Genomic DNA, 24,451 nt, shown 5'->3' with positions numbered 1-24,451 from the left:
TGTGGCAATTTCTTAAGCATTTGTTACAAAATAAAACAAAGAGAAAAAAGTGAGAAAAAAGGTAATACTTTATTATATGAATTTATTTATTTAAAAATATTAATAATTTTATTTAATCCATTTTTAAGTTGTATTTTTGATGTTGCAGTATTAAATCTAAAGTAATTTTTTCCATTTTTCCCAAATGTTAATCCATCATTAAGTGCTACATTACATTCATTTAATAAGATCTCTTTTATTTGATTATGAGATAAATCATACTCGCTAAAATCAAGCCATAATAGGTATGTTGCTTCTGGTTTATGAACTTTTATTTTACTATTATTATGTAAATATTCTATTGTAAAATCTATATTTGATGCGATGTAGTCTTTTAAGTCATTTAGCCATATAGTTCCATTTTCATAGGCACTTTGCATTGCAATTAGTCCAAATACATTTATTGAGTTTATTACTCTTTGTTTTATGACTTTATCTAATTTATCTTTTAATTCATTATTTGAAGTGATACAATATGAAGCGTTTAATCCTGCAATATTAAATGTTTTTCCTGAAGAGTTTAGAGTAACTGTACAATTTGATATTGTCTTATTTATAGATGCAAGTGGTGTAAACTTTTTAAATACTAAGTCCGCATGTATTTCATCACTTATTATAGTAATGTTATTTTCCATACATATATTAGCCAACTCTTCTAACTCACCTTTACTCCAAATTCTTCCAACTGGATTATGAGGTGAACAGAGTGTTAATATTTTTGTTTTTGGTGTAATGATTGATTTTAAATGTTCTAAATCCATAGTATAGTAACCATCATTTTCTTTTAATGGATTATATAAAACTTTTCTATTGTTAGTTTTAATACATTGAAAGAGAGGAAAATAAACAGGGGTTTGAACAATAACTTCATCATCAATATTACTAAAGGCTTCAATACAAGCTGCATATGCTGGAACAACTCCATTACATAAAGATATCCATGAAGTATCAATATCCCAAGAGTGCTGAGATTTCATCCAGTTTTTTATTGCTTCAAAAATCTCTTTATTTTGTTTTCCGTATCCATATACATTATGTGAGGCTCTTTTTTGAATAGTTTCTTGCAAAAATGCTGGTATCTCAAAATCCATATCAGCAACCCAAAATGGATCTAAATTAGCTTTTCCAAAATAGTGTTCTAAATCATCATACTTAGTGCATGAGCTGTTTTTTCTATCAATTATTTTATCAAACATATTTAAAACCTCTATTATAAACTATTTTTTAATGATAAAATGATATAAGATTTATACTAATTATTTGTTTACTTTAGAGGGAAATATGGAAAAAGCAATAGACTTACTTAGAAAAAATGATTTATTAAAAGTGATTGATGATGAGTTGGATATATATTTAGAGATACCACACATCGCATATGTAGAGGTTAAAAAAGAGGATTCAAAAGCGATTTTATTTACAAATCCTATTGATAAAAAAAGTGGAAAGAAATTTGATATTCCAGTATTGATGAATGTTTTTTGTAATGAAAAAGCAGTAAAACTATTTATTGGTGATGGAGATAAGATAGGAAGTGAGATAGAAAGCTTACTAAAAATGAAACCACCAACAACATTTAGTGAAAAACTTTCAACTTTTGGAAAACTTTTTGCTCTTAAAAATACTATTCCTAAAAAAAGTAAGGGAAAAGGCGAGTGTCAACAAGTTATAAAACTAGGAAGCGATGCTAAACTATCTGATTTACCTGTTTTGACAACTTGGGAACAAGATGGTGGACCTTTTATTACCATGGGACAAGTTTATACAACTAGTTTAAATGGGGAGCTTAAAAACTTAGGAATGTATCGATTGCAAGTTTATGATGATCATACCTTAGGTATGCATTGGCAAATACATAAAGATAGCAATCACTTCTTTCACGAATATAAAGCTGCTGGTAAAAAAATGCCAGTATCTATAGGAGTTGGTGGTGATCCTATGTATATTTGGTGTGGACAAGCTCCGCTTCCTATTGGAGTATTTGAACTTATGCTTTATGGTTTTGTTAAAAACAAAAATGCTCAACTTGTAAAATCAATCACAAATGATATATATGTTCCAAGAGATAATGACTTTATAATAGAAGGTTTTGTAGACCCATCTAAGATGAGAATAGAGGGTCCATTTGGGGATCATACTGGTTATTACACCTTAGAAGAAGAATATCCTTTTATGGAAGTTACAGCTATAACTTCAAAAGCAAAACCAACATTTTTGGCAACGGTTGTTGGAAAGCCACCATTAGAAGACAAATATATGGGACATGCAACAGAGAGAATATTTTTACCACTATTAAAAACAACTGCTCCTGATTTGATAGATTATTATATGCCAGAAAATGGAGTTTTTCATAATCTTATAATTGCTAAAATAAAAACACTATATCCAGGGCATGCAAGTCAAATGATGCACGCATTTTGGGGAGTAGGGCAAATGAGTTTTGTAAAACATGCAATCTTTGTAAATCATGATGCACCAGAACTCACGAACCATGAAGAGATAGCAAAATATATATTAAATAGAATAGATATAAATGACCTATTTATCTCAAGGGGGGTTGTTGATGCCCTAGATCACTCAAGTCCAAAATTTGCAGTTGGTGGAAAACTAGGTCTTGATTGTACAGGACCTGAGATAAGTGACAGTGGAATAAAAGTTTTAGGTGATAATGAACTATTATCTAAGATGAAAGAGATTTCAAGTGATATAATTAATTTAAAGCAATATTATAAATATACAAAAAATCCAGTTACTATAATCACTGTAAATAAAACTAGAAGTCAAAAGTATCTATTTGAAGAGCTTAAACCTTTATATGAACACCTTAGAATAGTAATAATTGTAGATGAGGCTAAAAATGATGTGCATAATCCATATATGCTTATTTGGAGAGTTTGTAATAATATTGACTCAAATAGAGATATATTTATAGCAAATGACACTTTAGGTGTAGATGCTACAAATAAAAATTCATATGACAATTTCCAAAGAAGATGGCCTGATGATGTTGATTGTACAAAAAGTGTGATTGAGGATTTAAAAAAACGTGGGATTTTAGATTGTAGTGATGAACTTATTTCTAAGTTTCAAATATGAGTTAAAGTAGTTAATCTACTTTAACTGCATTTTTACCATTCTCTTTTACAAAATACATAGCTTCATCAGCCCTTCTTATAAAACTTTTCTTATCATCGTCATCTCTTAAAGTTGTTACTCCAAAACTACTTGTAATACTGTCTTTAGATTTGAATTTATATGAAGAGATTATGTCTTTTAGGTTTTCAGCAGTTCTTTTTGCATTTTCTGTAGAAGTATTTGGAAGAATTAATAAAAATTCTTCTCCTCCCCATCTTCCAAAAGTATCCGTTGATCTAATATTTTTATTTATTAGTTTAGAAAACTCTTTTAATATATCATCTCCTATGGCATGACCTTTTGTGTCGTTTATTATTTTGAAATTATCTATATCTAAAAATATGATAGATAAAGGCTTTTTGTATTGTCTTGAAATTGCGATAGAATTAATTAATATCTTAATCATTTTTCTTCTATTATTTAAGTTAGTTAATTCATCTGTATCGGCTATTTTATGGAGCTCTTTTTCTAATTTTTTTCTTTTTCTCATTTCATTTATCAATTTTATATTATAAAGAACAAAAATAAACAGTAGAAGAACTAATACTATTAATATTTTGTAAAACAAAGAGATGCGTTCAATTGTTTCATAATTGAGTATATTGTATTTTTCATCTATTTTATTTTTTACTTTTTCATCTATTCTTTGAATAATTTTATTTAAAATAGTTTGTAATATTTTGTCTTCTTTGTTTAAAATATATTTTAATTCAAATTTTAAACCTGTAACACCTGATATTCTTATTGTATTATCATTATTTTCTAAAATCTTCAAATTTAATAGTGGCAATAAATCAATTACTGCATAAACTTCATCATTAGAGAGTAGTTTTAAAGCATCACTTGTAGAGTCAGTCTTAATTAGCTTAATATTTGGGTATTTTTTTTCAAGTTCTTTTAACAGTAAAGAATTCTTTCTAATAGCAACTTTTTTATCTTCTAATATACTTGTTGAAGATATATATGTTTTTGATAAATTAGTAGCTATGGCTAAATCAAAAGCTGCAATTGGTTTTGTGTATAAATAATCATTGGATTTTGTACCATTTGAGAAGTTAGCTTTAAAATATGCTTGATTTTTATTTAATAATTTTAGTGATTCTTCAATATTTAAGTCATTTTTGATTTTTATGTCCATATTTGCCTTACTTTTAAGGGCATCTATATAATCAAGTTCAATACTATCAACTCCTAGGCCATTGTTAAATGGGGCATTAACTTTAGATAAATAAGTAAGTGTGTTTCTTTTTAAATAATTTTTTTCAATGGAGCTTAATATCACATCAGAAGGATAAACTATAAAGTTAGATAATTTTTGATTTGCTTGAACTAGTTTTTGCATAGTGTAGATGTATTGAATCTCTTCGAGTTTACTCTTTTCTATAAGACCTAACTTATTTTCTTCTATCCCTGATAACTTTTTCAAAGAGTTAGCCTCATAAAAAAGTGCAGAATAAGTCTTATTTTGAGTATTATATTTACTCATAATGATTTCAATACTCTCTTCAATATTTAAAAAAGCATATTCCCAACCCTTTAAAATAGCTTTTTGAAAGTCTTGTACTCTTTTTGGATTATTTTCTAGTTCAAAATTTGAGGTAAATAAAATGCCACCATAAAAATCAAAGCCATAATCTTTGGGATTTAAAATATTAAATTTAATATTTCTATTTTTTAGTAAAAAAGGCTCATTTGAGATATATGAACCCATGGCATCCGTTTTTCCAGTAATTAAATCATTTAGATTAAAGCTATGTTGTTGAAAATCAATATGCTCTAGATTTACACCCCTTGAGCTTATCATTGAGTTAATTGCTATTGCTGTTCTTGCATCTGGTGTAAGCATTACTTTTTTATGTAATAAATCTTCAGGTTTTTTTATTGACAAATTAGTTGTTAATAAAACCATAGGCGAGCTTTGAAAAATCGAAGCTAAAGCAACAATACCTTTTCCATTTAGTTTATCTATGATTAAAGAGGACTTGCCAACGGCATAGTTTGCTTTTTGTTCTAAGACTTCATTTATTTGATCAATACCATATTCAAACTCTTTTATATCTACATCTAGACCAACTTCATTAAAGAAACCTTTCTCTTTTGCAACATAATATCCTGCAAATTGGAATTGGTTTAGCCAATCAAGTCTTAGTGTGATTTTTTCATTTTCTTTAGCATTTAATGTGAAAATGAATAGGTTAATTAATAGTAGTTTTAATAATAAGTGTTTCATTTCAAATAATAACATATTTAAAAGTTATTATTCATTAAATATATGTAAAAGTTATAAAATTAAAACTTTTTAATTTACAGCTATTATTTTTGCTTCATTTATATCTAAAAATATATCTTTATTTTTAGATATTTGTTCATCTAAATTGAGTCTTATTTTGATTAGAGATTTTGAATCTTTTTCAAAAGATAAAATCAACTCTTCATATTCCCCACAATAAAGGATGTCTATGATATTTAATTTGTAATTATTAATGGTATTTGTGACTTTTGTGTCATAGATTCTAAGAATATGAGTTTTATTTAAATCTTTGTTTAAATCATCTACAATAAATTTTGGTAAGGAGTTAACTTCTCCTAAAAAGTTAGCTATATAGAAACTTTTTGGGTTTTTATATATATTTTTAGGTGTGTCAAATTGTTCGATTGTTTTATTATGTATTATTCCAATTTTATCAGACATCGATAAAGCTTCTTTTTGGTCATGTGTTACCAAAATAGCAGAAAGTCCTAGCTCTTTGATTAGGTTTTTTAGCCAGAGTTTTGTTTTTGCTCTTAATATGGAATCAAGATTAGAAAAAGGTTCATCAAGAAGTAAAACTTTTGGTTCATAGGCAAGAACTCTTGCAATTGAAACACGTTGTTGTTGACCACCACTTAATTCATGAATCTGCTTATTTTTATGTTCAACTAAATCAAACTGCTTTAATAGTGTATCAACTCTTCTTTGTTTTTCATTGGTACTTAATTTAAATAGGGCAAACTCAATGTTTTCTCTTACATTTAGATGAGGGAATAGTGCATAATCTTGGAAAATATAACCAATATCTTTGTTACATGTAGTAGAATTATTTACTAAACAAGTTTCATTTAGATAAATAGAACCTTCATATCTATTTTCTAAAGAGGCAATACTTCTTAATATGGTACTTTTCCCACATCCACTAGGTCCTAAGATTGTGACAATTTCTCCTGCTTGTACATCAAATGATATATTTTTTAATATTTCATTATTTCCAAAAGATATTGAAAAGTCTTTTATACTAATTCCAATCATTAAATTCCTTCTTAATCTTTCATTTTATTTGCTAATATCAAAACTGATATTATTCCAAGAACTACAATAAACATAGCAGGAACACTTGATTCCACAACTTGTGCTTGACCTACTAATTCATGGGATAATACAGCTAGAGTATCAAAATTAAAGGGTCTTAATATCATAGTTAAAGGTAACTCTTTTATTACTTCAATAAATACAATAATCAAACTTGCAATAATAGAGTTTTTTATTAAGGGAAGTATTACTTTATAAAAAGTTCTAAAAGAGCCAAGATTCATTGTTTTACAAGCATCATCATATGTTTGAGGTATTTTTGAAAAACCTGATTCATAATTGTTTATGGAAATTGCTAAAAACCTAACTACATAACCAAAAATAACAGCTACAATACTTCCTACTAACAGTATGTCAAGTGTTTGGTTAATAAGTAAAAAAAATGATAATATTCCTACTGCAACCACAGCACCTGGAATTGAGTATCCTAGTTTTGAAATTTGTGTTAAATAATCAGCTAATTTACTTTTATGAACTCTTATATTAAAAGTAAAAATAAAGGCTAAAAAAGTAATCAAGACTGATGTTGTAACTCCTAAAAAAAGTGTTTGATAAAACACAGTTAAAAACTCTTCACTAATTGTTGATTCATATGAAAGATAGAACCAATAACTCATTTGTGTAAAGGGAAGTAAAAAACCTAAGAAAAAAGGAATAAAACATATTATAAATGCCAAGACATTTTTATAGCCTTTTAGTTTTTCTTTTGTAATTGGTTTAAAATCTTTTCCTGCACTTCTATATCTTATGTTTTTTCTTTGATACTTTTCTAGAAATATTAAAATAAATATAAAAAGCATAAGCATAGATGCTAGTTTTGAAGCATCTTCAACACTTCCTAATCCAAACCAAGTTCTAAATATACCTGTTACAAAGGTTGAAACTCCATAATAATCCATAACACCAAAATCTGCAACTGCTTCCATAACTGCTAAAATCACACCTGCAACAATGGCTGGTCTTGAAATGGGAATAATTACTTTGTAAAATATTTGAAAATTTGTAAAACCAAAAGTTTTAGAAGCATCAATAATAGATGATGATTCAGATTTTAAATATGTTTTTGAAATCAAATAAACATATGGATATAAAACCAATGACATTACTATAATTGCCCCTTCTATTGACATAATATCAAAGAAATATACTTCACTTAAATCTTTGTCTATTAAGTTTAGTATAAAAGTTGTCACACTTCCTGTTATATCAAACATCCCTCCATAAACATAAGAGACTATGTAGGTAGGAATAGCAAAAGGTAGTATTAAGGCATAGTGAAAAAACTTAGAGCCTGTAAAAGTAAAAAGTGAAGTTATATAAGCAGTTGAAAAACCTATTACTGAAGTTAGTAGTGCAACGCCAAACATAATATATAGCGAATTAAAGACATATTCAAATAGTACAGTATCTACAAGATGAGACCAATTGTCACTACTTGAAAATATATTTGATAACAATAATAAAGCTGGCATTGAAATAAGTAGTGTTAAAAAAACACTACTTATTGTTAATTTATTAAAATAATTCAATTATTTATAAAACCTTTCTATTATTTCCATCCGGCTAAATCAAAGATTTTAACAGCTTTTGCATTGTTTTCACCTAAAGTATTGATTGAAATAGTGTCATCTTCAAAACTTCCCCATGATTGAACCAATCCTGAAGCTTTTACACCTTTTAATACTGGATATTCAAAATTACCTTCTGCAAAAAGTTTTTGAGCATCTGGGCTTGCTAGGAACTCAATAAATTTGATTGCATTTTCTTTATTTGGAGAATATTTTGCAACGCCAGCACCACTTACATTTACATGTGTACCACCATTTTCAAATTTTGGAAAAAAGATTTTAACTTTTTTTACAGCATCTGCTTGAGATAAATCTTTATTATCAACCATTTTTCCTACATAATATGTATTTACAATCGCAATTTTTCCAATACCATTTGCTATTGCTTTTACTTGATATCTATCATTTCCTTTTGGGTCTTTTGCCATATTAGCAACTATACCTTTTGCCCATTTTAGAGCATACTCTTCTCCGTGATGTGCAATAACTGCTGCAAGTAAAGATTGGTTGTAAGCATTATTTGAAGATCTAATCATAATTTGACCTTTAAATTTTGGACTTGCTAAATCTTCATATGTTGATAATTCATTTTCTATTCCAGAACCTATTCTATAAACCGTAACTCTTGATCTTTTTGTAAGAGCAAACCACTGATTATCTTTATCTTTTAGTTTTGTAGGAATATTTTTTTCTAAATATTCTGAGTTGATTGATTGTAATAAGTCTTTACTTTTTGCTTTATAAAGACCTGCTGCATCAACTGTGATTAAAACATCAGCAGGCGATTTATTTCCTTCTGTTTCTAACCTTTTGACCAATGCATTTGCATTAGCTTTTACAACATTTACTTTTATTCCTGTTTTCTCTTCAAACATTTTGAATAATTTTTTATCTGTATCATAATGTCTATGTGAATAAACATTTACTTCTGCACTTGCAAATATCGAACTTACAAGGACGAACATTCCTAGTACTAACTTTTTTAACATTCTAAACCTTTCTATATTGATAATTAATATTGATATACTATGCAAATAAAACTTAATTACTGCTTAATTATAAGAATGATTATCATTATGTTATGCTGGGCTGTTTATAAAAATTTATTGTTTGAGAATAAAACTATAAACGGAACGCATAATCAAAAATAAATTAATTTAAAAACAATTTAATAGTGGTTATAATATTTTCAATAAAATAATCTATTTATAAACAATAGTCAAGGATAAGTTTTAAATGATATTAATGATTGATAACTATGACTCTTTTACATACAACATTGTGCAATATTGCTTAGAGTTAGGTGCTGATTTAAAAGTAATAAGAAATGATGAATTAAGTATAGAAGAGATAGAAAAATTAAATCCTGAAAAAATTATAATCTCTCCAGGCCCTGCAACTCCAGATGATGCAGGTGTTTGTTTAGATGTTATAAAACACTTTGCCAACAGTAAACCTATTTTTGGTATTTGTCTAGGACATCAAAGTATTGCTCAAGTATTTGGAGCTAAGGTAGTAAGAGCAAATAATATGATGCATGGAAAAACTTCAAAAATAAAAATATCCCAAGATACGATTATCTTTAATGGTTTACCAAATGAATTTACACAAACAAGGTATCACTCTTTAATTGTAAAGAAAGATAATTTACCTTCTTGTATAAAAGTTACATCTAGAAGTTTAGATGATGATGAAATAATGTCGCTTGAAATAAAGGACAAAAAAATCTATGGGGTACAGTTTCATCCAGAATCAATTATGAGTGAGTATGGATATGAAATGATTAATAACTTTTTAAAAATATGATTACTAAACAAAAACTGTACAACTATATCTTTGGCGCTATCCTAGCAATATTTTTTGTTGTACTTATTTTTGTTGCCAATACTTTAAGTATCTCATATGATGAAGCACTAAATGTTTTAGTAAATAAATCTGTTCTTTCTTATATCACAAAAACTACCACATATATATTTGGTAATAATGATATCTCAATTAGACTTCCATTTATTATTCTTTATGTATTTAGTGTAATTTTAATCTATTTACTGACAAAAGATTATTTTAAAAAAGAGATAGATAGATTAATAAGTGTACTTATATTTATGTTTTTACCAGGAGTTGTAAGTGCTTCTTTACTTATAAATAGTTCTATAGTTGTAATCTTTTGTACCTTATCTTATCTTTATTATTACAAGACCTATTCAAAACATAATTACTATTTACTAGGGTTTTTTTTATTTGTTGATAACTCTTTTGCTATTTTATTTTTAGCTTTATTTTTTTATTCACTCAATAAAAAAGAGAATAGACTATTAATTATCTCTTTGGTTTTATTTGGGTTATCAATGTATATTTATGGCTTTGATTCAACTGGAAAACCTAAAAGTTATCTCTTAGATACATTTGGAATCTATGCTTCAATATTCTCTCCTTTAATATTTTTATACTTTTTTTATTCTTTATATAGAGTAGGGATAAAAGGAACTCGTTCAATATATTGGTATATCTCAACTACAGCAATGGTCTTTTCACTTCTTTTATCATTTAGACAAAAAGTTTATATTGAAGATTTTGCACCTTATGTAGTAATTGCAATTCCCATAATGTTAAAGTTATTTATGCATTCATTAAGAGTAAGATTACCAGAGTTTAGAAAAACACATTACAACATAGTTAAAGTAACTCTTTTTTTACTATTTGTAAATACTTTCTTACTTATATACAATAAACCTATCTATCTATTTTTAAATAATCCTCAAAAACATTTTGCTTATGATTATCACTTTGCAAAAGAGATTGCAAATACTTTAAAAGACAATAATATTAACAATGTAAAAATATATGATAGAAAACTTCAAAAAAGGTTAGAATTTTACGGGATTAAAAAAGGAGAAGAGTATTTAGTCTCTTTATATAATCCAACGAACTATGATTATAAATTTACAATTAACTATTTTGAAAAAGAGTTATTAGATATTTATGTGTATAAAATCGAAAAATAAAAAAGCTTTTTTCCTTATTGAGCTTATCTTTGTAATTTTACTTATCTCTTTTTTCTCATACATTATACTTCCAAAAAAAATAGAACCAGAGTTTGATACAGCTATCAATAGATTGATAATATATTTAAATCAAACAAAATTACAAGCTTTGATAGATGATAAGTTCTCTACATCAAATCCTTTATGGCATAAACAAAGATGGACATTAAAGTTTTTTAGATGTAGAAAAAGTGTTGGAGGGATATACTATTCCATATATAGTGATAAGAATATGAGTGGACATCCCGGTAGTGATGATAGTTTAAAAGACCCATTAACTAAGAAAAATATTTATTCCTCAAACTCTTGTCAAGAAAATAGTTCAAATAGCCAATACGTACTTTTAACAAAAAAGTTTGGAATCCAAAGTATAAATATGTCGTGTAATGACACAAGCTCATTGGGACAAATATCTTTTGGTAATGATGGTAATGTATATACAAGACTTAGTAATATAGATAATGATAACTATGCATATTTACTAGAAAATGATTGTTTGATAGAATTTAAGTCAAAAAACAAGCAAACAAAAAGCATAAAAATATACGCAAAAACAGGCTTTATAGAAAAGCAATAAATAGCAAACTGAAGAACTTTCCAAATTTAAGCCAACATTAAAGAAAAGCTCTTGACAAAGGTATAAAAACCTATTATAATTCCCGTCCAATTTGAGTGATGGAAGTCACAAAGAGTTGATGTTCTTTAACAAACTACGGTTAAAAAGATAAGTAACTTTTATAAACCGAATATGATATAAAACAAGAGAATTTATACAATTCTCGTCTATTAAAAAAACAATGAGTAATGTCAGTAAACAATTGCAATTAACTTTTTCGGAAGTTAGATAAAAGAGTTAGACACTAGTCATGATTAAACTAAACATTTATGGAGAGTTTGATCCTGGCTCAGAGTGAACGCTGGCGGCGTGCTTAACACATGCAAGTCGAACGAGAACGGATTAAAGCTTGCTTTAATTGTCAGCTAAGTGGCGCACGGGTGAGTAATATATAGGTAACGTGCCCTAGAGAGGGGGATAACAGTTGGAAACGACTGCTAACACCCCATATGCCTTTATCACATAAGTGAGCAAGGGAAATATTTATAGCTCTAGGATCGGCCTGTACGGTATCAGTTAGTTGGTGAGGTAATGGCTCACCAAGACAATGACACCTAACTGGTTTGAGAGGATGATCAGTCACACTGGAACTGAGACACGGTCCAGACTCCTACGGGAGGCAGCAGTGGGGAATATTGCACAATGGGGGAAACCCTGATGCAGCAACGCCGCGTGGAGGATGACACATTTCGGTGCGTAAACTCCTTTTATATAGGAAGATAATGACGGTACTATATGAATAAGCACCGGCTAACTCCGTGCCAGCAGCCGCGGTAATACGGAGGGTGCAAGCGTTACTCGGAATTACTGGGCGTAAAGAGCGTGTAGGCGGATAGATAAGTTGGAAGTGAAATCCTATGGCTCAACCATAGAACTGCTTCCAAAACTGTCTATCTAGAATGTGGGAGAGGTAGATGGAATTTCTGGTGTAGGGGTAAAATCCGTAGATATTAGAAGGAATACCGATTGCGAAGGCGATCTACTGGAACACTATTGACGCTGAGACGCGAAAGCGTGGGGAGCAAACAGGATTAGATACCCTGGTAGTCCACGCCCTAAACGATGTACACTAGTTGTTGTGAGGCTAGACCTTGCAGTAATGCAGTTAACACATTAAGTGTACCGCCTGGGGAGTACGGTCGCAAGATTAAAACTCAAAGGAATAGACGGGGACCCGCACAAGCGGTGGAGCATGTGGTTTAATTCGACGATACGCGAAGAACCTTACCTGGTCTTGACATAGAAAGAACTTTCCAGAGATGGATTGGTGCCTGCTTGCAGGAGCTTTCATACAGGTGCTGCACGGCTGTCGTCAGCTCGTGTCGTGAGATGTTGGGTTAAGTCCCGCAACGAGCGCAACCCTCGTCGTTAGTTGCTAACAGTTCGGCTGAGAACTCTAACGAGACTGCCTACGCAAGTAGGAGGAAGGTGAGGACGACGTCAAGTCATCATGGCCCTTACGACCAGGGCTACACACGTGCTACAATGGGGTATACAAAGAGCAGCAATACAGTGATGTGGAGCGAATCTCAAAAATGCCTCCCAGTTCGGATAGTAGTCTGCAACTCGACTACTTGAAGTTGGAATCGCTAGTAATCGTAGATCAGCTATGCTACGGTGAATACGTTCCCGGGTCTTGTACTCACCGCCCGTCACACCATGGGAGTTGAATTCATTCGAAGCGGGGATGCTAAAATAGCTACCTTCCACAGTGGATTTAGCGACTGGGGTGAAGTCGTAACAAGGTAACCGTAGGAGAACCTGCGGTTGGATCACCTCCTTTCAGAGTAATGAGATTAGATTCGTTTCTAATCTCAAGAAATAAAAACAATGGGTAATGTCCATTATCATATTCGGTTTATAAAGGTTATTTGTAATAATAGGTGAAGAATGGGCCTATAGCTCAGCTGGCTAGAGCGCTCGACTGATAATCGTGAGGTCCCAGGTTCAAGTCCTGGTAGGCCCACCATGAAGATAATCTTTGTGTTAAGATTTGTTGGGGAATTAGCTCAGCTGGGAGAGCGCCTGCCTTGCACGCAGGAGGTCAGCGGTTCGATCCCGCTATTCTCCACCATCATCTAAACGTAGAATGAAAAAAAGTAAGAAAAACTAAATGTAAGTCTTAAAAATAAGATTTATATTTGGTTTTTAGTAATAAAAATCATGTTATTTAAAAATTTAATGTTAAAGTCTTTAAAATTTTTTCGAATTAGAATAATGTAAATTATTATAGTTCAATATAGAAAACAATTTAAACACACAATTACTATATTGTTAGGATATGTTAGAAATAATGTACTTAATAAGATAGTAGCCAAGGAATAATTATCAAAAAAGGTAACTAAAGAGATTTAGTTATACAAATTATAAGCTATTAAGGGCTAATGGTGGATGCCTAGACTGTAAGAGGCGATGAAGGACGTATTAGGCTGCGATAAGCCTCGGGGAGCTGCCAAAGAGCTTTGATCCGAGGATTTCCGAATGGGACAACCCAGCATATAGAGATATATGTTACCCTGCGGGGAGCTAACCTGGTGAAGTGAAACATCTCAGTAGCCAGAGGAAGAGAAATCAAATGAGATTCCGTAAGTAGCGGCGAGCGAACGCGGATTAGGACAAACCCTATGCTTGCATAGGGGGTTGTAGGACCATAATGTGAGACTAAAGAGAATAGTAGAAATATCTGGAAAGGTATAGCATAGAAGGTGAAACTCCTGTATACGAAATTCTTAATAGCTCTATTGGTATCCTGAGTAGGACGGAACACGTGATATTTTGTCTGAATCTGGGGGGACCACCCTCCAATCCTAAATACTACTTACAGATCGATAGTGAACAAGTACCGTGAGGGAAAGGTGAAAAGTACTCCAGCGAGGAGAGTGAAATAGAACCTGAAACCATTAGCTTACAATCATTCGGAGCCCTATGTTGCTTGCAACAGGGTGACGGACTGCCTTTTGCATAATGAGCCTGCGAGTTGTGGTGTCTGGCAAGGTTAAGTCAAGTACGGAGCCGTAGCGAAAGCGAGTCTTAATAGGGCGACATAGTCAGATGCTGCAGACCCGAAACGAAGTGATCTATCCATGAGCAGGTTGAAGCTGGTGTAAGAGCCAGTGGAGGACCGAACCCATTGACGTTGAAAAGTCTCGGGATGACTTGTGGATAGGGGTGAAAGGCCAATCAAACTTCGTGATAGCTGGTTCTCTCCGAAATATATTTAGGTATAGCCTTATGTAGTAACATATAGGGGTAGAGCACTGAATGGGCTAGGGCTGCTTACCGCGGTACCAAACCCTATCAAACTTCGAATACTATATGCGTAATCATAGGAGTCAGGCGTAGGGTGATAAAATCCTATGTCGAGAGGGGAACAACCCAGACTAACAGCTAAGGTCCCAAAGTCATATCTAAGTGGAAAACGATGTGAAGTTACTGTGACAACCAGGAGGTTGGCTTAGAAGCAGCCACCCTTTAAAGAAAGCGTAACAGCTCACTGGTCTAGTGATTTTGCGCGGAAAATATAACGGGGCTAAGATATGCACCGAAGCTTTAGACTCAAATTTATTTGAGTGGTAGGAGAGCGTTCTATTCAGCGTTGAAGGTATACCGACGAGGAGTGCTGGAGCGGATAGAAGTGAGCATGCAGGCATGAGTAGCGATAATTGAGGTGAGAATCCTCAACGCCGAAAACCCAAGGTTTCCTACGCGATGCTCGTCATCGTAGGGTTAGTCGGGACCTAAGTCGAGTCCGAAAGGGGTAGACGATGGCAAATTGATTAATATTTCAATACCAACAAATAAGCGCGATGTGGGGACGCATAGAGTTAATCGAGGTCACTGATGGAATAGTGGCTCGAAGGATGTAGGTTGTATCTTAGGCAAATCCGGGATACATGAGACCGAGATCTTACAGGCTGTTGCAATTCTTCGGAATTAATTCAGAATCGATGATACTGTCGTGCCAAGAAAAGCCACTAAGTATATTATTTGTTGCCCGTACCGTAAACCGACACAGGTGGGTGGGATGAGTATTCTAAGGCGCGTGGAAGAACCCTGGTTAAGGAACTCTGCAAACTAGCACCGTATCTTCGGTATAAGGTGTGCCTACTATTGTATATGGATTTACTCCAAAAAGCGATAGAGGTTGCAACAAAGAGTCCCTCCCGACTGTTTACCAAAAACACAGCACTTTGCTAACTCGCAAGAGGATGTATAAGGTGTGACGCCTGCCCGGTGCTCGAAGGTTAACTGATGATGTAAGCACTTGTGCGAAGCATTTGATTGAAGCCCGAGTAAACGGCGGCCGTAACTATAACGGTCCTAAGGTAGCGAAATTCCTTGTCGGTTAAATACCGACCTGCATGAATGGCGTAACGAGATGGGAGCTGTCTCAACCAGGGATCCAGTGAAATTGTAGTGGAGGTGAAAATTCCTCCTACCCGCGGAAAGACGGAAAGACCCCGTGCACCTTTACTACAGCTTGACACTGTAGCTTGGATATTCATGTGCAGGATAGGTGGGAGGCTATGAAGTGTAGACGCAAGTATACACGGAGCCACCCTTGAGATACCACCCTTGAATATTTGAGTTACTAACTGGGACGAGTTATCCTCGTTCAGGACAATGTCTGGTGGGTAGTTTGACTGGGGCGGTCGCCTCCTAAAAAGTAACGGAGGCTTGCAAAGGTTGGCTCAAAGCGGATGGAAATCGCTTGTTGAGTATAATGGCATAAGCCAGCCTGACTGTAAGAGATACAACTCGAGCAGAGACGAAAGTCGGTCATAGTGATCCGGTGGTTCTGTGTGGAAGGGCCATCGCTCAAAGGATAAAAGGTACGCCGGGGATAACAGGCTGATCTCCCCCAAGAGCTCACATCGACGGGGAGGTTTGGCACCTCGATGTCGGCTCATCGCATCCTGGGGCTGGAGCAGGTCCCAAGGGTATGGCTGTTCGCCATTTAAAGCGGTACGCGAGCTGGGTTCAGAACGTCGTGAGACAGTTCGGTCCCTATCTTCCGTGGGCGTAGGAAAGTTGAAGAGATTTGTCCCTAGTACGAGAGGACCGGGATGAACGTACCACTGGTGTACCAATTGTTCTGCCAAGAGCATCGTTGGGTAGCTACGTACGGATGTGATAAGAGCTGAAAGCATCTAAGCTCGAAGCCAACTCTAAGATGAACTTTCCCTGAAGATCCCAGCAAGACTAGCTGGTTGATAGGCTAGATGTGTAAGCGTTGTAAGACGTTTAGCTGACTAGTACTAATAGATCGTTTGGCTTATTTATATATTTCTTGGTTTACTATCTTATTAAGTACATACTTAATGAGTATGTGTGTAAAGACTTTAACATTAAAACTCTAACTCAAGAAGATAGAGTTGAGTATTAAGAGCATTTATTGCTTTTACTACTCAACTTTGTTGGTGATTATTGAGAAGTGGAAATACCCAGCTCCATTCCGAACCTGGAAGTCAAGCACTTCATCGCTGATAATACTGCAGGGTCCCCTTGTGGAAACGTAAGTCGTCGCCAACTCTTGAGTTTTTTTAAAGCTTAGTCCTACATAGATTTATTTCTATTTAGTACTAAGCTTTTTTTTTGCCTTTTTTTAGGCTTATTTACTTCTCTTTAGGGTATTATCTTTATTTATTAATATATTACTCTATGTATATATTTCTATTCATCTAAGCTCGCATAGCTCCAACGGTAGAGCAATTGCATGGTAAGCAAGAGGTTGCAGGTTCGATCCCCGCTGTGAGCACCACTCTTTTTTTATTTATTGTTTTATTATTTTATTAAATATTTTTGGAATGGGAATAAAGAGTTATTTTAAATTTCTATATATTTTTTGCCATTAAATGATATGACTAAATCAAGCCTTATTTGTTGTTTATTATCTAAAACTAAATACTCTTTACCTTTTATAACTATTAATGTATCAACCAAACCTTTTATAGTAAGTATCTCATCTTTATTAAAGTAAATGATAGTTGAAGGAATTTTTCTTTTTATTGCTACATCTAGTTGATCAAAAAATTCACATGAGATTGGATTATACATGATTGCTCTTCTAAATGAAATATTGAGAAATATTCATAGCATACCAAATAATAGAGAAGTTAAATAAAAAGATAAACATAGATGTAGCTCTAGAAATTATTTTTTCTTTGTTTGTTCTTTCTCTTCCATGAGCTTTTAAAGATATGTACATATGAACTGCTGTTGCAAGAACAACTAAAAATACTATAAAAAGTTTTCTGTATAATAATATACCAAATTGAGAGTTTCTGAACTCTTCATCAAGTATTATTGAGTAGAGATTGTGTTGATTTAATAAAAGTAAACCTGTTATTATTAATAGTGTTATCCAAATAAGTTGGAAGTACCCATAAAAAGGTCCAATATGAGAGTATATTACTTTTTGTACCTTCGGGTCTTTAAAATAAATACCCATACCAAAAAGTAATAAGCCGCCACCAACCCAGGTGGCAGCTGATATGATATGAATAAAGAGTATAAGATTAGTTATCATCTCTAGATTCTAAAATTTCTATTGATTCTATTTTATCTTTTTGATTAATTGAATCTAATGTTTCAAAACTTGCTTTATCATTCTCTTCAATTCCTCCAAAAACTGTATGTCCTCCATCTAAATGTGGACAAGCTACAAAACAGATAAAGAATTGGCTTCCACCTGTATTTTTACCTGCATGAGCCATAGAAAGAGTTCCTCTTTTATGAACTTGATTAGAAGCATCAGTTTCACAAGGTATAGACCATCCTGGTCCTCCCATTCCAGAACCATCAGGACAACCACCCTGTGCCATGAAACCTGGAATTACTCTATGGAAAATTAGACCATTATAAAATCCATCTTTAGCAAGTGTTGCAAAGTTTGATACAGCAATTGGAGTTGACTCTGGAAATAATTTAGCCCAAATTACGCCTTTATCAGTAGTAAATTTTGCATATTGAAATTTTTCTAATTCTTCTTTTGGTAAATCGTATTTTTTTAATTCTTCTTTTGATCCGAACATTTTTATCCTTTTGAAATTTATGAAATTATAGCAATTTTATGTATTAAAGAGGTTAAACTCTTAGTTTTCTGTACTCTTAGATAAATAGTTTAGCTTAATTAAATTATTTACAGCTTCTCTAAATACTGGTACTGCAGACCAAGAAGCATAGTGATAATACCAGTATTTTCCTTTTGAAATTGGATTTATAACAGTTACTCCAATAGTATATTTTTTTTGTTTATCATTTGCAAATCCAAAAAATGATGAAATATAAATATCTTGATATTTACCATGTCTTGCAATTTGTGCAGTTCCTGTTTTTCCACCTATTTCAATACCTTCAATTTGTGTATTGATTCCAGTACCTTTTTTAACAGTTTTAATTAATAATCTTTTTATTTCATTGGCAGTTTTTGTTGAAATAACTTTTGAGTTAGTATCATCATCTAAACTTAGTTTATTATCATCTACAAGTAAACTTTGAACAATTTTGGGTGTTACCATAACTCCTTCATTATTAAAGACAGAATATGCCTTTAAAATTTGCATAAAAGTAGCTGTCATACCTTGTCCATAGGAAATTGTTGCTTTAAACACATTATCTTCACCCTTGCTTTCGCCTGCTGAAAACTGCCTAATTGTTGGCATAACTCCAACTTTTTCATAAGGAAGATCTATTTGTGTCTTTTTTGTAATACCAAAGGTCTTAAGTCCTTCATATAGCTCTCTACCAGTCAATCTTTGAGCTAGTTGCAAGGTTCCGATATTACTAGAGTGAACAAAAATATCATCAACTGTTAAAAATCGTTTAGTAAACTGATGATCATCACCTATGGTATATCTTCCAAGTTTGTATCTTCCCCTTGGATATTCTCCTTTTGAATTAATCTTACCAAATCCGTTATAAGCATTAAAGAGTTCATTTTTCTTGATTCTATCTTTGTCCATTACAAGGGCTATTGATATTGGCTTAATAATTGAACCTGGTTCAAATAAGAACTCAATTGCACTTACATCCAAATAAGGAATATCTGATTGTCTAATTAATCCTGGATCAAATCTATTTGAAGAGGCTAAGGCTTTTATTTTACCTGTATTACTTTCCATTATTGAAACAATGATTTCATCTGCACCTAGTTTAGTTTTAAAACCATCCATCATTAGTTCAAGATTTTTTTGAAGTCTAAGGGGAATGTTTAGTATTAAATCTGCACCATCAACACGGTTTTGAATTATTGAATCTTTATTAAAAGAGATATATGAAAGTACATCTCTTGTACCTTTTAATGTGCCATCTTTTGTATTATTTAATATATTGTTATAGCTTTTTTCTAGGCCTTTTATTCCATTTACTTTAGTTTTTCCACTTTTAGTTTCATATTTCCTTATATATCCAATAACTGGAGTTAAAGTGTCTTTATAGGAATATAATCTTTTTTCACCACTTTCATTTATATTTAAACCTCTTAAAATTTTATTGTCATTTATTTGAATAGATTTAAATACATCAAGATGTCTTAGTTTAAATCCAAGCTCTTTTAAGTTCTTAGCAGTTTTAGAATCAATATTATATGATAAAACAATGGATCCAGGATTTTGCAGTGACTTGTCAATTTTTTCTTTAATTTTGGCTTCTGGAATATCGCTGTAGATAGAAAAAAGCTTAATGAAAAGGCTTTTCTTCTTAATATCTAAAAATCTTGTATCAATAGTTGCTTTATATAGTTTTATAGAAGATGAGATTTTAAAATTATCCTCACTTAAGACATTTCCTCTTATTGCTAACTCTGATTTACTACTTTGTAAATTTGGCAGCCTTCTTTTATCTGATATTGTTACAAATACATTTGATAGAAGAAGTACCAAGCTTAAGAAAATAAAAATAAGTATTATAAAAATTTTTTTAATTCTAGTAATTTTGTTTATGTTTTTTGAAGACATCTTTATCCATATTAGATTATAATGTGATATGAATTTTATCCAAAATATGTTTAAATCAAATCAGAACTTATCACAACCTGACTATTTACTGTTTATATTAGCCTCATCTTTGATAATAATTAGTATTATATTTTCATACTCTTTGAGTGTTTATACAGTTGTGTATTATGAATATTCGCAATACCACTTCTTTACAAGACAGTTATTAGTAGGGGTTTTATCTATATTTCTTATGTGGGGAATATCTTTTTTTAATCCAGATTTTATTATCGGAAAAGTTGGAATGTTTTTATTTATAATTTTTTTAATTTTAATGATTGCAATGCCATTTTTGCCAAGTTCTATGGTGACAACTGCAGGTGGAGCAAATAGATGGATAAGACTTCCCGGTTTTTCTTTATCTCCTGTAGAGTTTTTTAAAATAGGATTTATATATTTTCTTGCATGGTCATTTCACAGAAGACTAATGGATAAGCCAAAAAAAATGGGATTAAAAGAGGAAACAATACTATTGTTGCCATATTTTGTTGCTTTTTTACTTGTAGTATTTTTAGTAGCTTTTTTACAAAAAGATTTGGGACAAGTTGTATTATTAGGTCTTATTTTAATTGTATTATTGATTTTTGCAAATAGAAGTTTTAAGATATTTTTAGCCTTGGGTTTTTTAATTGTACTTGGAATTATATCTTTAATATTAGCAGCACCTCACAGGGTTCAACGTATTTATTCTTGGTGGGCATTAAATCAAGATAAAATTTTATCGATTTTACCTACATGGGCAGATAAACACTTAAGAATAGAAGAACTTCCAGAACCATATCAAGTTTCACACTCTTTAAATGCAATACATAATGGTGGCTTTTTTGGTACAGGATTAGCACAAGGAAATATAAAATTAGGATTTTTATCTGAAGTTCATACGGATTTTATTTTAGCTGGGATTACGGAAGAGACTGGACTTTTAGGTCTTTTTATTGTCTCATCTATTTTATATGTGATAGTTTGGAGAATTTTTAAAATAAGTAAGAGAGTAGATAATCCTATATATCATCTATTTACTTTGGGAATAGGGCTTATGATAATTATTGCTTTTTTAATTAATTCTTATGGAATATCAGGAATGATTCCTATAAAAGGTATTGCTGTTCCTTTTTTAAGTTATGGTGGTTCCTCCATGTTAAGTCTTGGGATATCCATTGGTTTAATATTATCAATTAGTAAATTATCAAAAGAAGAAAGAGTCAAAAAATGATTGGAAATATTGTTATAACTGGTGGTGGTACTGGTGGGCATTTAAAAGTTGCTAAGGCATTTATAGATGAATTAGCTATTAATAAAGATATTAAGCCATTTTTTATAGGTTCTTTAAATGGACAAGATAAAAAGTGGTTTGAAGATTATTCAAATTTAGAGAAAAGTTATTTCCTAGATACAAGAGGAGTTGTAAATAAAGGCTTTTTAGGAAAAATAAAAGCTCTTTTTCAAATCTTTTTTCAAACACTTAAGTGTTATATCTTTTTTATTAAAAATGATGTAAAAAGAGTGATTAGTGTGGGTGGTTTTTCCGCTGCTCCTGCTACTTTTGCTTCTATTTTAATTCCATCTTGCAAATTGTATATTCACGAACAAAACTCATATATGGGAAAACTAAATAAAATAACTTCTAAGTTTGCAACAGAAGTTTTTTCTTCATATTTAGAAAACTCTAAAATAAAAGATTATCCTGTAAGTGAAGAGTTCTTTTCAAACTCAAGAGTTAGAGAAGAAGTTAAAAAAGTGATTTTTCTTGGAGGTTCTCAAGGGGCATTGGCAATCAATAATTTTGCCTTAAGTGTTGCAAAAGAGTTAGATAATCTAGGAATAAAAATCATTCACCAAACAGGTGGTAATGATTTTGCTAGAGTTAAAGCTGAATATGAAAAATTAGATATTGAAGTTGATGTATTTGATTTTACTAATGAATTGGTAAGTAAGATGAAAGAATCTGATTTTGCTATAAGTCGTTCAGGGGCATCTACATTATGGGAGCTTGTGGCAAATGGATTGCCAACACTTTTTGTACCTTTCCCTTATGCTGCACAAGACCATCAATATGGTAATGCAAAATTTTTAAAAGAGAAAAATCTTGCCTTTTTAGTTAGGGAAAAAGAGTTAAATAGAGATATCTTAAAGGAAGCCTTAAATAGTGATGTAAAAACTATTTCTGAAAATCTAGTAAGTCTAATATCTAATGATGCACGAAAAAAGATTATTGATTTTATATTAAGTGAAAATCAAAAGTAAGACTACACCAAAAATTATTCTATAAATACCAAAAGCTACAAAAGTAAAATTTTGCAAAAATTTTAGGAATAGTTTTATAGTTAAATAAGCTACAAAAAATGCTACTACAAAGCCAACAGCAAGAACAACAAAGTTTGCATCTGTGAAATCTTTGTAGTGTTTTAGTAAATCATATCCAGTAGTTGCGCACATAACAGGAAAAGCCAAAAGAAAAGAGAATTCAGCACTTGCTTTTCTATTTAAGCCAACTAACATTGCTCCAATTATTGTAGACCCAGCTCTTGATGTCCCAGGAATCAGCGCAAAAATTTGTGCAATCCCTATATATAACGCTTGTTTGTAGGTCACTTGTTCTACATCTGTTATATGGGATTTTTTTTCATCATAAAACTTCTCTACAATTAAAAATATAATTCCACCAATGATAAACATAATTGCAACTATTTCAATAGAAAACATTGCCTTAACTTGGTGTGAAAATATAAAACCAACAACTCCTATTGGAATAAAGGCTAAAACTAATTTTTTCCATAGTTCAATTTTTTTAATTGAAAATTTATCAGGATAATTTAGTATAACAGCTAAGATTGCTGCAAATTGGATTATAACTTCATAGGCTTTGTTTATACTACTTTGTTCTAATCCCAAAAATTCACTTGCAACTATTAGGTGTCCTGTTGATGAGATTGGTAAAAACTCTGTAAACCCTTCTATTATTCCTAATATTACTGAATCAATAATTTGCATTTATAACCTTTTATTTTATATCTTTTGCAAGTTTTAAAAAGAGTTTTAATCCCTTTTTCTCTTTTTCATTTATTTTGTAGTCAAGTTTTGTAAGATAATATTGTATATCTTTTACAGATATTCCAGTTCTTAAAGAATACTCTTTTAGAATATATTGAGGGATTTTTACAGCTCTTTTATTGAAGTTTTTAGTAATCTTATTTAAATAATTTCCATGTTTGTTATAGCACAGCCTTGCAAATACAAAAGGAAGATTATACTTCTTTGTCCAAAGCTTTCCTAGGTCAACAAAACTATCTTTGTCATGACTTGCATAATACTTTAAGGCTTTATCTCCAATAAGTACTTTCCCTTCACATTTTAGAATTTTGGATAAAACATTAGAGGTCGATGATTCAAAATCTTCTTTGTAAACACCAGGTATACACAAAACAGATAAAATCTCTTTTTTCCCAATGATTCCAAAATCTAAAGATTTTTGTCCTCTTGATTTTATAGAAGATATAAATGCTGCATCAACTTTTCTATTTTTAAACTTTACATTTATATCAGCAGGATAAGATTTTTTAGAGTTTACTATTGCCTTAATTTTTGATGGTTTAATATTTTTCTTAAAATATACGTGAAATGGTAATAAATTTATGTAATCAATTTTTGCAAATATCATTTATTGGTTTTCCTAAACTTAAAATAGTTTGGATATAATATTTAAAAATTAG

At 31.4% G+C, this 24,451-nt stretch carries 17 protein-coding genes, 3 tRNA genes and 3 rRNA genes; 12 read left to right on the top strand and 11 right to left on the bottom strand.

Annotation, left to right across the window (positions count from 1 at the left end):
• Nucleotides 1-86 precede the first annotated feature (86 nt).
• Complete coding sequence (locus tag ACNI28_RS04185) at nucleotides 87-1,235, bottom strand: MalY/PatB family protein (protein WP_419765797.1); 1,149 nt, start codon at nucleotides 1,233-1,235, stop codon at nucleotides 87-89.
• 85 nt (nucleotides 1,236-1,320) lie between these two features.
• Here ACNI28_RS04185 and ACNI28_RS04180 point away from each other — a divergent pair, with 85 nt between their 5' ends.
• Nucleotides 1,321-3,132: a menaquinone biosynthesis decarboxylase gene (locus tag ACNI28_RS04180; protein WP_419765795.1), complete on the top strand. Its 1,812-nt coding sequence runs from the start codon at nucleotides 1,321-1,323 to the stop codon at nucleotides 3,130-3,132.
• Nucleotides 3,133-3,142: 10 nt separating this feature from the next.
• Here the strand turns inward: ACNI28_RS04180 and ACNI28_RS04175 are convergent, their stop codons facing one another.
• The 4 genes from ACNI28_RS04175 to ACNI28_RS04160 all read right to left on the bottom strand — a co-directional run bounded on the left by ACNI28_RS04175 (nucleotide 3,143) and on the right by ACNI28_RS04160 (nucleotide 9,074).
• The gene (locus tag ACNI28_RS04175; RefSeq protein WP_419765793.1) at nucleotides 3,143-5,401 is read right to left on the bottom strand and encodes a diguanylate cyclase; all 2,259 of its coding nucleotides are present in this window, start codon (nucleotides 5,399-5,401) and stop codon (nucleotides 3,143-3,145) included.
• Nucleotides 5,402-5,470: 69 nt separating this feature from the next.
• The gene (locus ACNI28_RS04170) at nucleotides 5,471-6,457 is read right to left on the bottom strand and encodes an ABC transporter ATP-binding protein (RefSeq protein WP_419765791.1); all 987 of its coding nucleotides are present in this window, start codon (nucleotides 6,455-6,457) and stop codon (nucleotides 5,471-5,473) included.
• Between the two features lie 11 nt (nucleotides 6,458-6,468).
• Nucleotides 6,469-8,046 carry an ABC transporter permease gene (locus ACNI28_RS04165; RefSeq protein WP_419765789.1) on the bottom strand — a complete coding sequence of 526 codons (1,578 nt, stop codon included), beginning with the start codon at nucleotides 8,044-8,046 and terminating at the stop codon, nucleotides 6,469-6,471.
• Between the two features lie 20 nt (nucleotides 8,047-8,066).
• Nucleotides 8,067-9,074 (bottom strand): Fe(3+) ABC transporter substrate-binding protein, encoded by a 1,008-nt coding sequence (locus ACNI28_RS04160; protein WP_419765787.1) that lies wholly within the window; start codon nucleotides 9,072-9,074, stop codon nucleotides 8,067-8,069.
• Nucleotides 9,075-9,321: 247 nt separating this feature from the next.
• Between ACNI28_RS04160 and ACNI28_RS04155 the strand changes: the two genes are divergently transcribed.
• From ACNI28_RS04155 to ACNI28_RS04115, 9 genes are all read left to right on the top strand, one after another.
• Nucleotides 9,322-9,891 (top strand): anthranilate synthase component II, encoded by a 570-nt coding sequence (locus ACNI28_RS04155; protein ID WP_419765785.1) that lies wholly within the window; start codon nucleotides 9,322-9,324, stop codon nucleotides 9,889-9,891.
• Entirely contained in the window at nucleotides 9,888-11,090 is a 1,203-nt protein-coding gene (locus ACNI28_RS04150; protein ID WP_419765783.1) for an ArnT family glycosyltransferase, read from the top strand. Before ACNI28_RS04155 ends, ACNI28_RS04150 begins: the two co-directional genes overlap by 4 nt.
• On the top strand, nucleotides 11,068-11,706 hold the full coding sequence (locus tag ACNI28_RS04145) for a type II secretion system protein (protein ID WP_419765781.1): 639 nt from the start codon (nucleotides 11,068-11,070) through the stop codon (nucleotides 11,704-11,706). Before ACNI28_RS04150 ends, ACNI28_RS04145 begins: the two co-directional genes overlap by 23 nt.
• 305 nt (nucleotides 11,707-12,011) lie before the next feature.
• Nucleotides 12,012-13,528, top strand: a 16S ribosomal RNA gene (locus ACNI28_RS04140).
• A gap of 109 nt (nucleotides 13,529-13,637) precedes the next feature.
• Nucleotides 13,638-13,714: transfer RNA gene (locus tag ACNI28_RS04135), tRNA-Ile, on the top strand.
• A 29-nt stretch (nucleotides 13,715-13,743) separates the two neighbouring features.
• A tRNA-Ala gene (locus tag ACNI28_RS04130) sits at nucleotides 13,744-13,819 on the top strand.
• A 290-nt stretch (nucleotides 13,820-14,109) separates the two neighbouring features.
• Nucleotides 14,110-17,028, top strand: a 23S ribosomal RNA gene (locus ACNI28_RS04125).
• A 133-nt stretch (nucleotides 17,029-17,161) separates the two neighbouring features.
• A 5S ribosomal RNA gene (rrf, locus tag ACNI28_RS04120) occupies nucleotides 17,162-17,277 on the top strand.
• The 16S, 23S and 5S rRNA genes sit together here with 3 tRNA genes alongside, the layout of an rRNA operon.
• Before the next feature lie 153 nt (nucleotides 17,278-17,430).
• Nucleotides 17,431-17,506: transfer RNA gene (locus tag ACNI28_RS04115), tRNA-Thr, on the top strand.
• Nucleotides 17,507-17,571: 65 nt separating this feature from the next.
• On the opposite strand, the gene ACNI28_RS04110 is transcribed toward ACNI28_RS04115, so the two are convergent.
• Genes ACNI28_RS04110 through ACNI28_RS04095 form a run of 4 tightly spaced genes read right to left on the bottom strand, consistent with a single transcriptional unit; the run spans nucleotide 17,572 to nucleotide 20,702 of the window.
• Nucleotides 17,572-17,802, bottom strand: coding sequence for a transcriptional antiterminator Rof (locus ACNI28_RS04110; protein ID WP_419765779.1), 231 nt, complete (start codon nucleotides 17,800-17,802; stop codon nucleotides 17,572-17,574).
• Between the two features lie 10 nt (nucleotides 17,803-17,812).
• Nucleotides 17,813-18,274 (bottom strand): hypothetical protein, encoded by a 462-nt coding sequence (locus tag ACNI28_RS04105; RefSeq protein WP_419765777.1) that lies wholly within the window; start codon nucleotides 18,272-18,274, stop codon nucleotides 17,813-17,815.
• On the bottom strand, nucleotides 18,264-18,779 hold the full coding sequence (locus ACNI28_RS04100) for a peptidylprolyl isomerase (RefSeq protein WP_419765775.1): 516 nt from the start codon (nucleotides 18,777-18,779) through the stop codon (nucleotides 18,264-18,266). The genes ACNI28_RS04105 and ACNI28_RS04100 overlap by 11 nt, the downstream gene beginning before the upstream one ends.
• 60 nt (nucleotides 18,780-18,839) lie before the next feature.
• A complete protein-coding gene (locus ACNI28_RS04095) occupies nucleotides 18,840-20,702 on the bottom strand; it encodes a peptidoglycan D,D-transpeptidase FtsI family protein (RefSeq protein ID WP_419765773.1) in 1,863 nt (620 codons plus the stop codon).
• 28 nt (nucleotides 20,703-20,730) lie between these two features.
• Here ACNI28_RS04095 and ACNI28_RS04090 point away from each other — a divergent pair, with 28 nt between their 5' ends.
• Complete coding sequence (locus tag ACNI28_RS04090; RefSeq protein WP_419765771.1) at nucleotides 20,731-21,954, top strand: FtsW/RodA/SpoVE family cell cycle protein; 1,224 nt, start codon at nucleotides 20,731-20,733, stop codon at nucleotides 21,952-21,954.
• Nucleotides 21,951-22,985, top strand: a complete 1,035-nt coding sequence (locus ACNI28_RS04085) for a UDP-N-acetylglucosamine--N-acetylmuramyl-(pentapeptide) pyrophosphoryl-undecaprenol N-acetylglucosamine transferase (RefSeq protein WP_419765769.1) — start codon at nucleotides 21,951-21,953, stop codon at nucleotides 22,983-22,985. The genes ACNI28_RS04090 and ACNI28_RS04085 overlap by 4 nt, the downstream gene beginning before the upstream one ends.
• On the opposite strand, the gene ACNI28_RS04080 is transcribed toward ACNI28_RS04085, so the two are convergent.
• Both ACNI28_RS04080 and ACNI28_RS04075 read right to left on the bottom strand, forming a co-directional pair.
• Nucleotides 22,965-23,732: an undecaprenyl-diphosphate phosphatase gene (locus ACNI28_RS04080; RefSeq protein ID WP_419765767.1), complete on the bottom strand. Its 768-nt coding sequence runs from the start codon at nucleotides 23,730-23,732 to the stop codon at nucleotides 22,965-22,967. The two genes, ACNI28_RS04085 and ACNI28_RS04080, sit on opposite strands and share 21 nt — an antisense overlap.
• Before the next feature lie 10 nt (nucleotides 23,733-23,742).
• Nucleotides 23,743-24,399, bottom strand: coding sequence for an MqnA/MqnD/SBP family protein (locus ACNI28_RS04075; RefSeq protein WP_419765765.1), 657 nt, complete (start codon nucleotides 24,397-24,399; stop codon nucleotides 23,743-23,745).
• Nucleotides 24,400-24,451: the final 52 nt, after the last annotated feature.

Origin of the sequence: Arcobacter denitrificans (SeqCode) (genome assembly GCF_048571185.1) — a bacterium.
GTDB lineage: Bacteria > Campylobacterota > Campylobacteria > Campylobacterales > Arcobacteraceae > Arcobacter > Arcobacter denitrificans.
This window is presented reverse-complemented; position numbering and strand designations above follow the sequence as displayed.

Excerpts from the sequence above, each read along its gene's own strand:
- ACNI28_RS04185 (WP_419765797.1), bottom strand. The coding sequence starts at position 1,235 with ATGTTTGATAAAATAATTGATAGAAAAAACAGCTCATGCACTAAGTAT.
- ACNI28_RS04180 (WP_419765795.1), top strand. The coding sequence starts at position 1,321 with ATGGAAAAAGCAATAGACTTACTTAGAAAAAATGATTTATTAAAAGTG.
- ACNI28_RS04175 (WP_419765793.1), bottom strand. The coding sequence starts at position 5,401 with ATGAAACACTTATTATTAAAACTACTATTAATTAACCTATTCATTTTC.
- ACNI28_RS04170 (WP_419765791.1), bottom strand. The coding sequence starts at position 6,457 with ATGATTGGAATTAGTATAAAAGACTTTTCAATATCTTTTGGAAATAAT.
- ACNI28_RS04160 (WP_419765787.1), bottom strand. The coding sequence starts at position 9,074 with ATGTTAAAAAAGTTAGTACTAGGAATGTTCGTCCTTGTAAGTTCGATA.
- ACNI28_RS04155 (WP_419765785.1), top strand. The coding sequence starts at position 9,322 with ATGATATTAATGATTGATAACTATGACTCTTTTACATACAACATTGTG.
- ACNI28_RS04150 (WP_419765783.1), top strand. The coding sequence starts at position 9,888 with ATGATTACTAAACAAAAACTGTACAACTATATCTTTGGCGCTATCCTA.
- ACNI28_RS04145 (WP_419765781.1), top strand. The coding sequence starts at position 11,068 with ATGTGTATAAAATCGAAAAATAAAAAAGCTTTTTTCCTTATTGAGCTT.
- ACNI28_RS04110 (WP_419765779.1), bottom strand. The coding sequence starts at position 17,802 with ATGTATAATCCAATCTCATGTGAATTTTTTGATCAACTAGATGTAGCA.
- ACNI28_RS04105 (WP_419765777.1), bottom strand. The coding sequence starts at position 18,274 with ATGATAACTAATCTTATACTCTTTATTCATATCATATCAGCTGCCACC.
- ACNI28_RS04100 (WP_419765775.1), bottom strand. The coding sequence starts at position 18,779 with ATGTTCGGATCAAAAGAAGAATTAAAAAAATACGATTTACCAAAAGAA.
- ACNI28_RS04095 (WP_419765773.1), bottom strand. The coding sequence starts at position 20,702 with ATGTCTTCAAAAAACATAAACAAAATTACTAGAATTAAAAAAATTTTT.
- ACNI28_RS04090 (WP_419765771.1), top strand. The coding sequence starts at position 20,731 with ATGAATTTTATCCAAAATATGTTTAAATCAAATCAGAACTTATCACAA.
- ACNI28_RS04085 (WP_419765769.1), top strand. The coding sequence starts at position 21,951 with ATGATTGGAAATATTGTTATAACTGGTGGTGGTACTGGTGGGCATTTA.
- ACNI28_RS04080 (WP_419765767.1), bottom strand. The coding sequence starts at position 23,732 with ATGCAAATTATTGATTCAGTAATATTAGGAATAATAGAAGGGTTTACA.
- ACNI28_RS04075 (WP_419765765.1), bottom strand. The coding sequence starts at position 24,399 with ATGATATTTGCAAAAATTGATTACATAAATTTATTACCATTTCACGTA.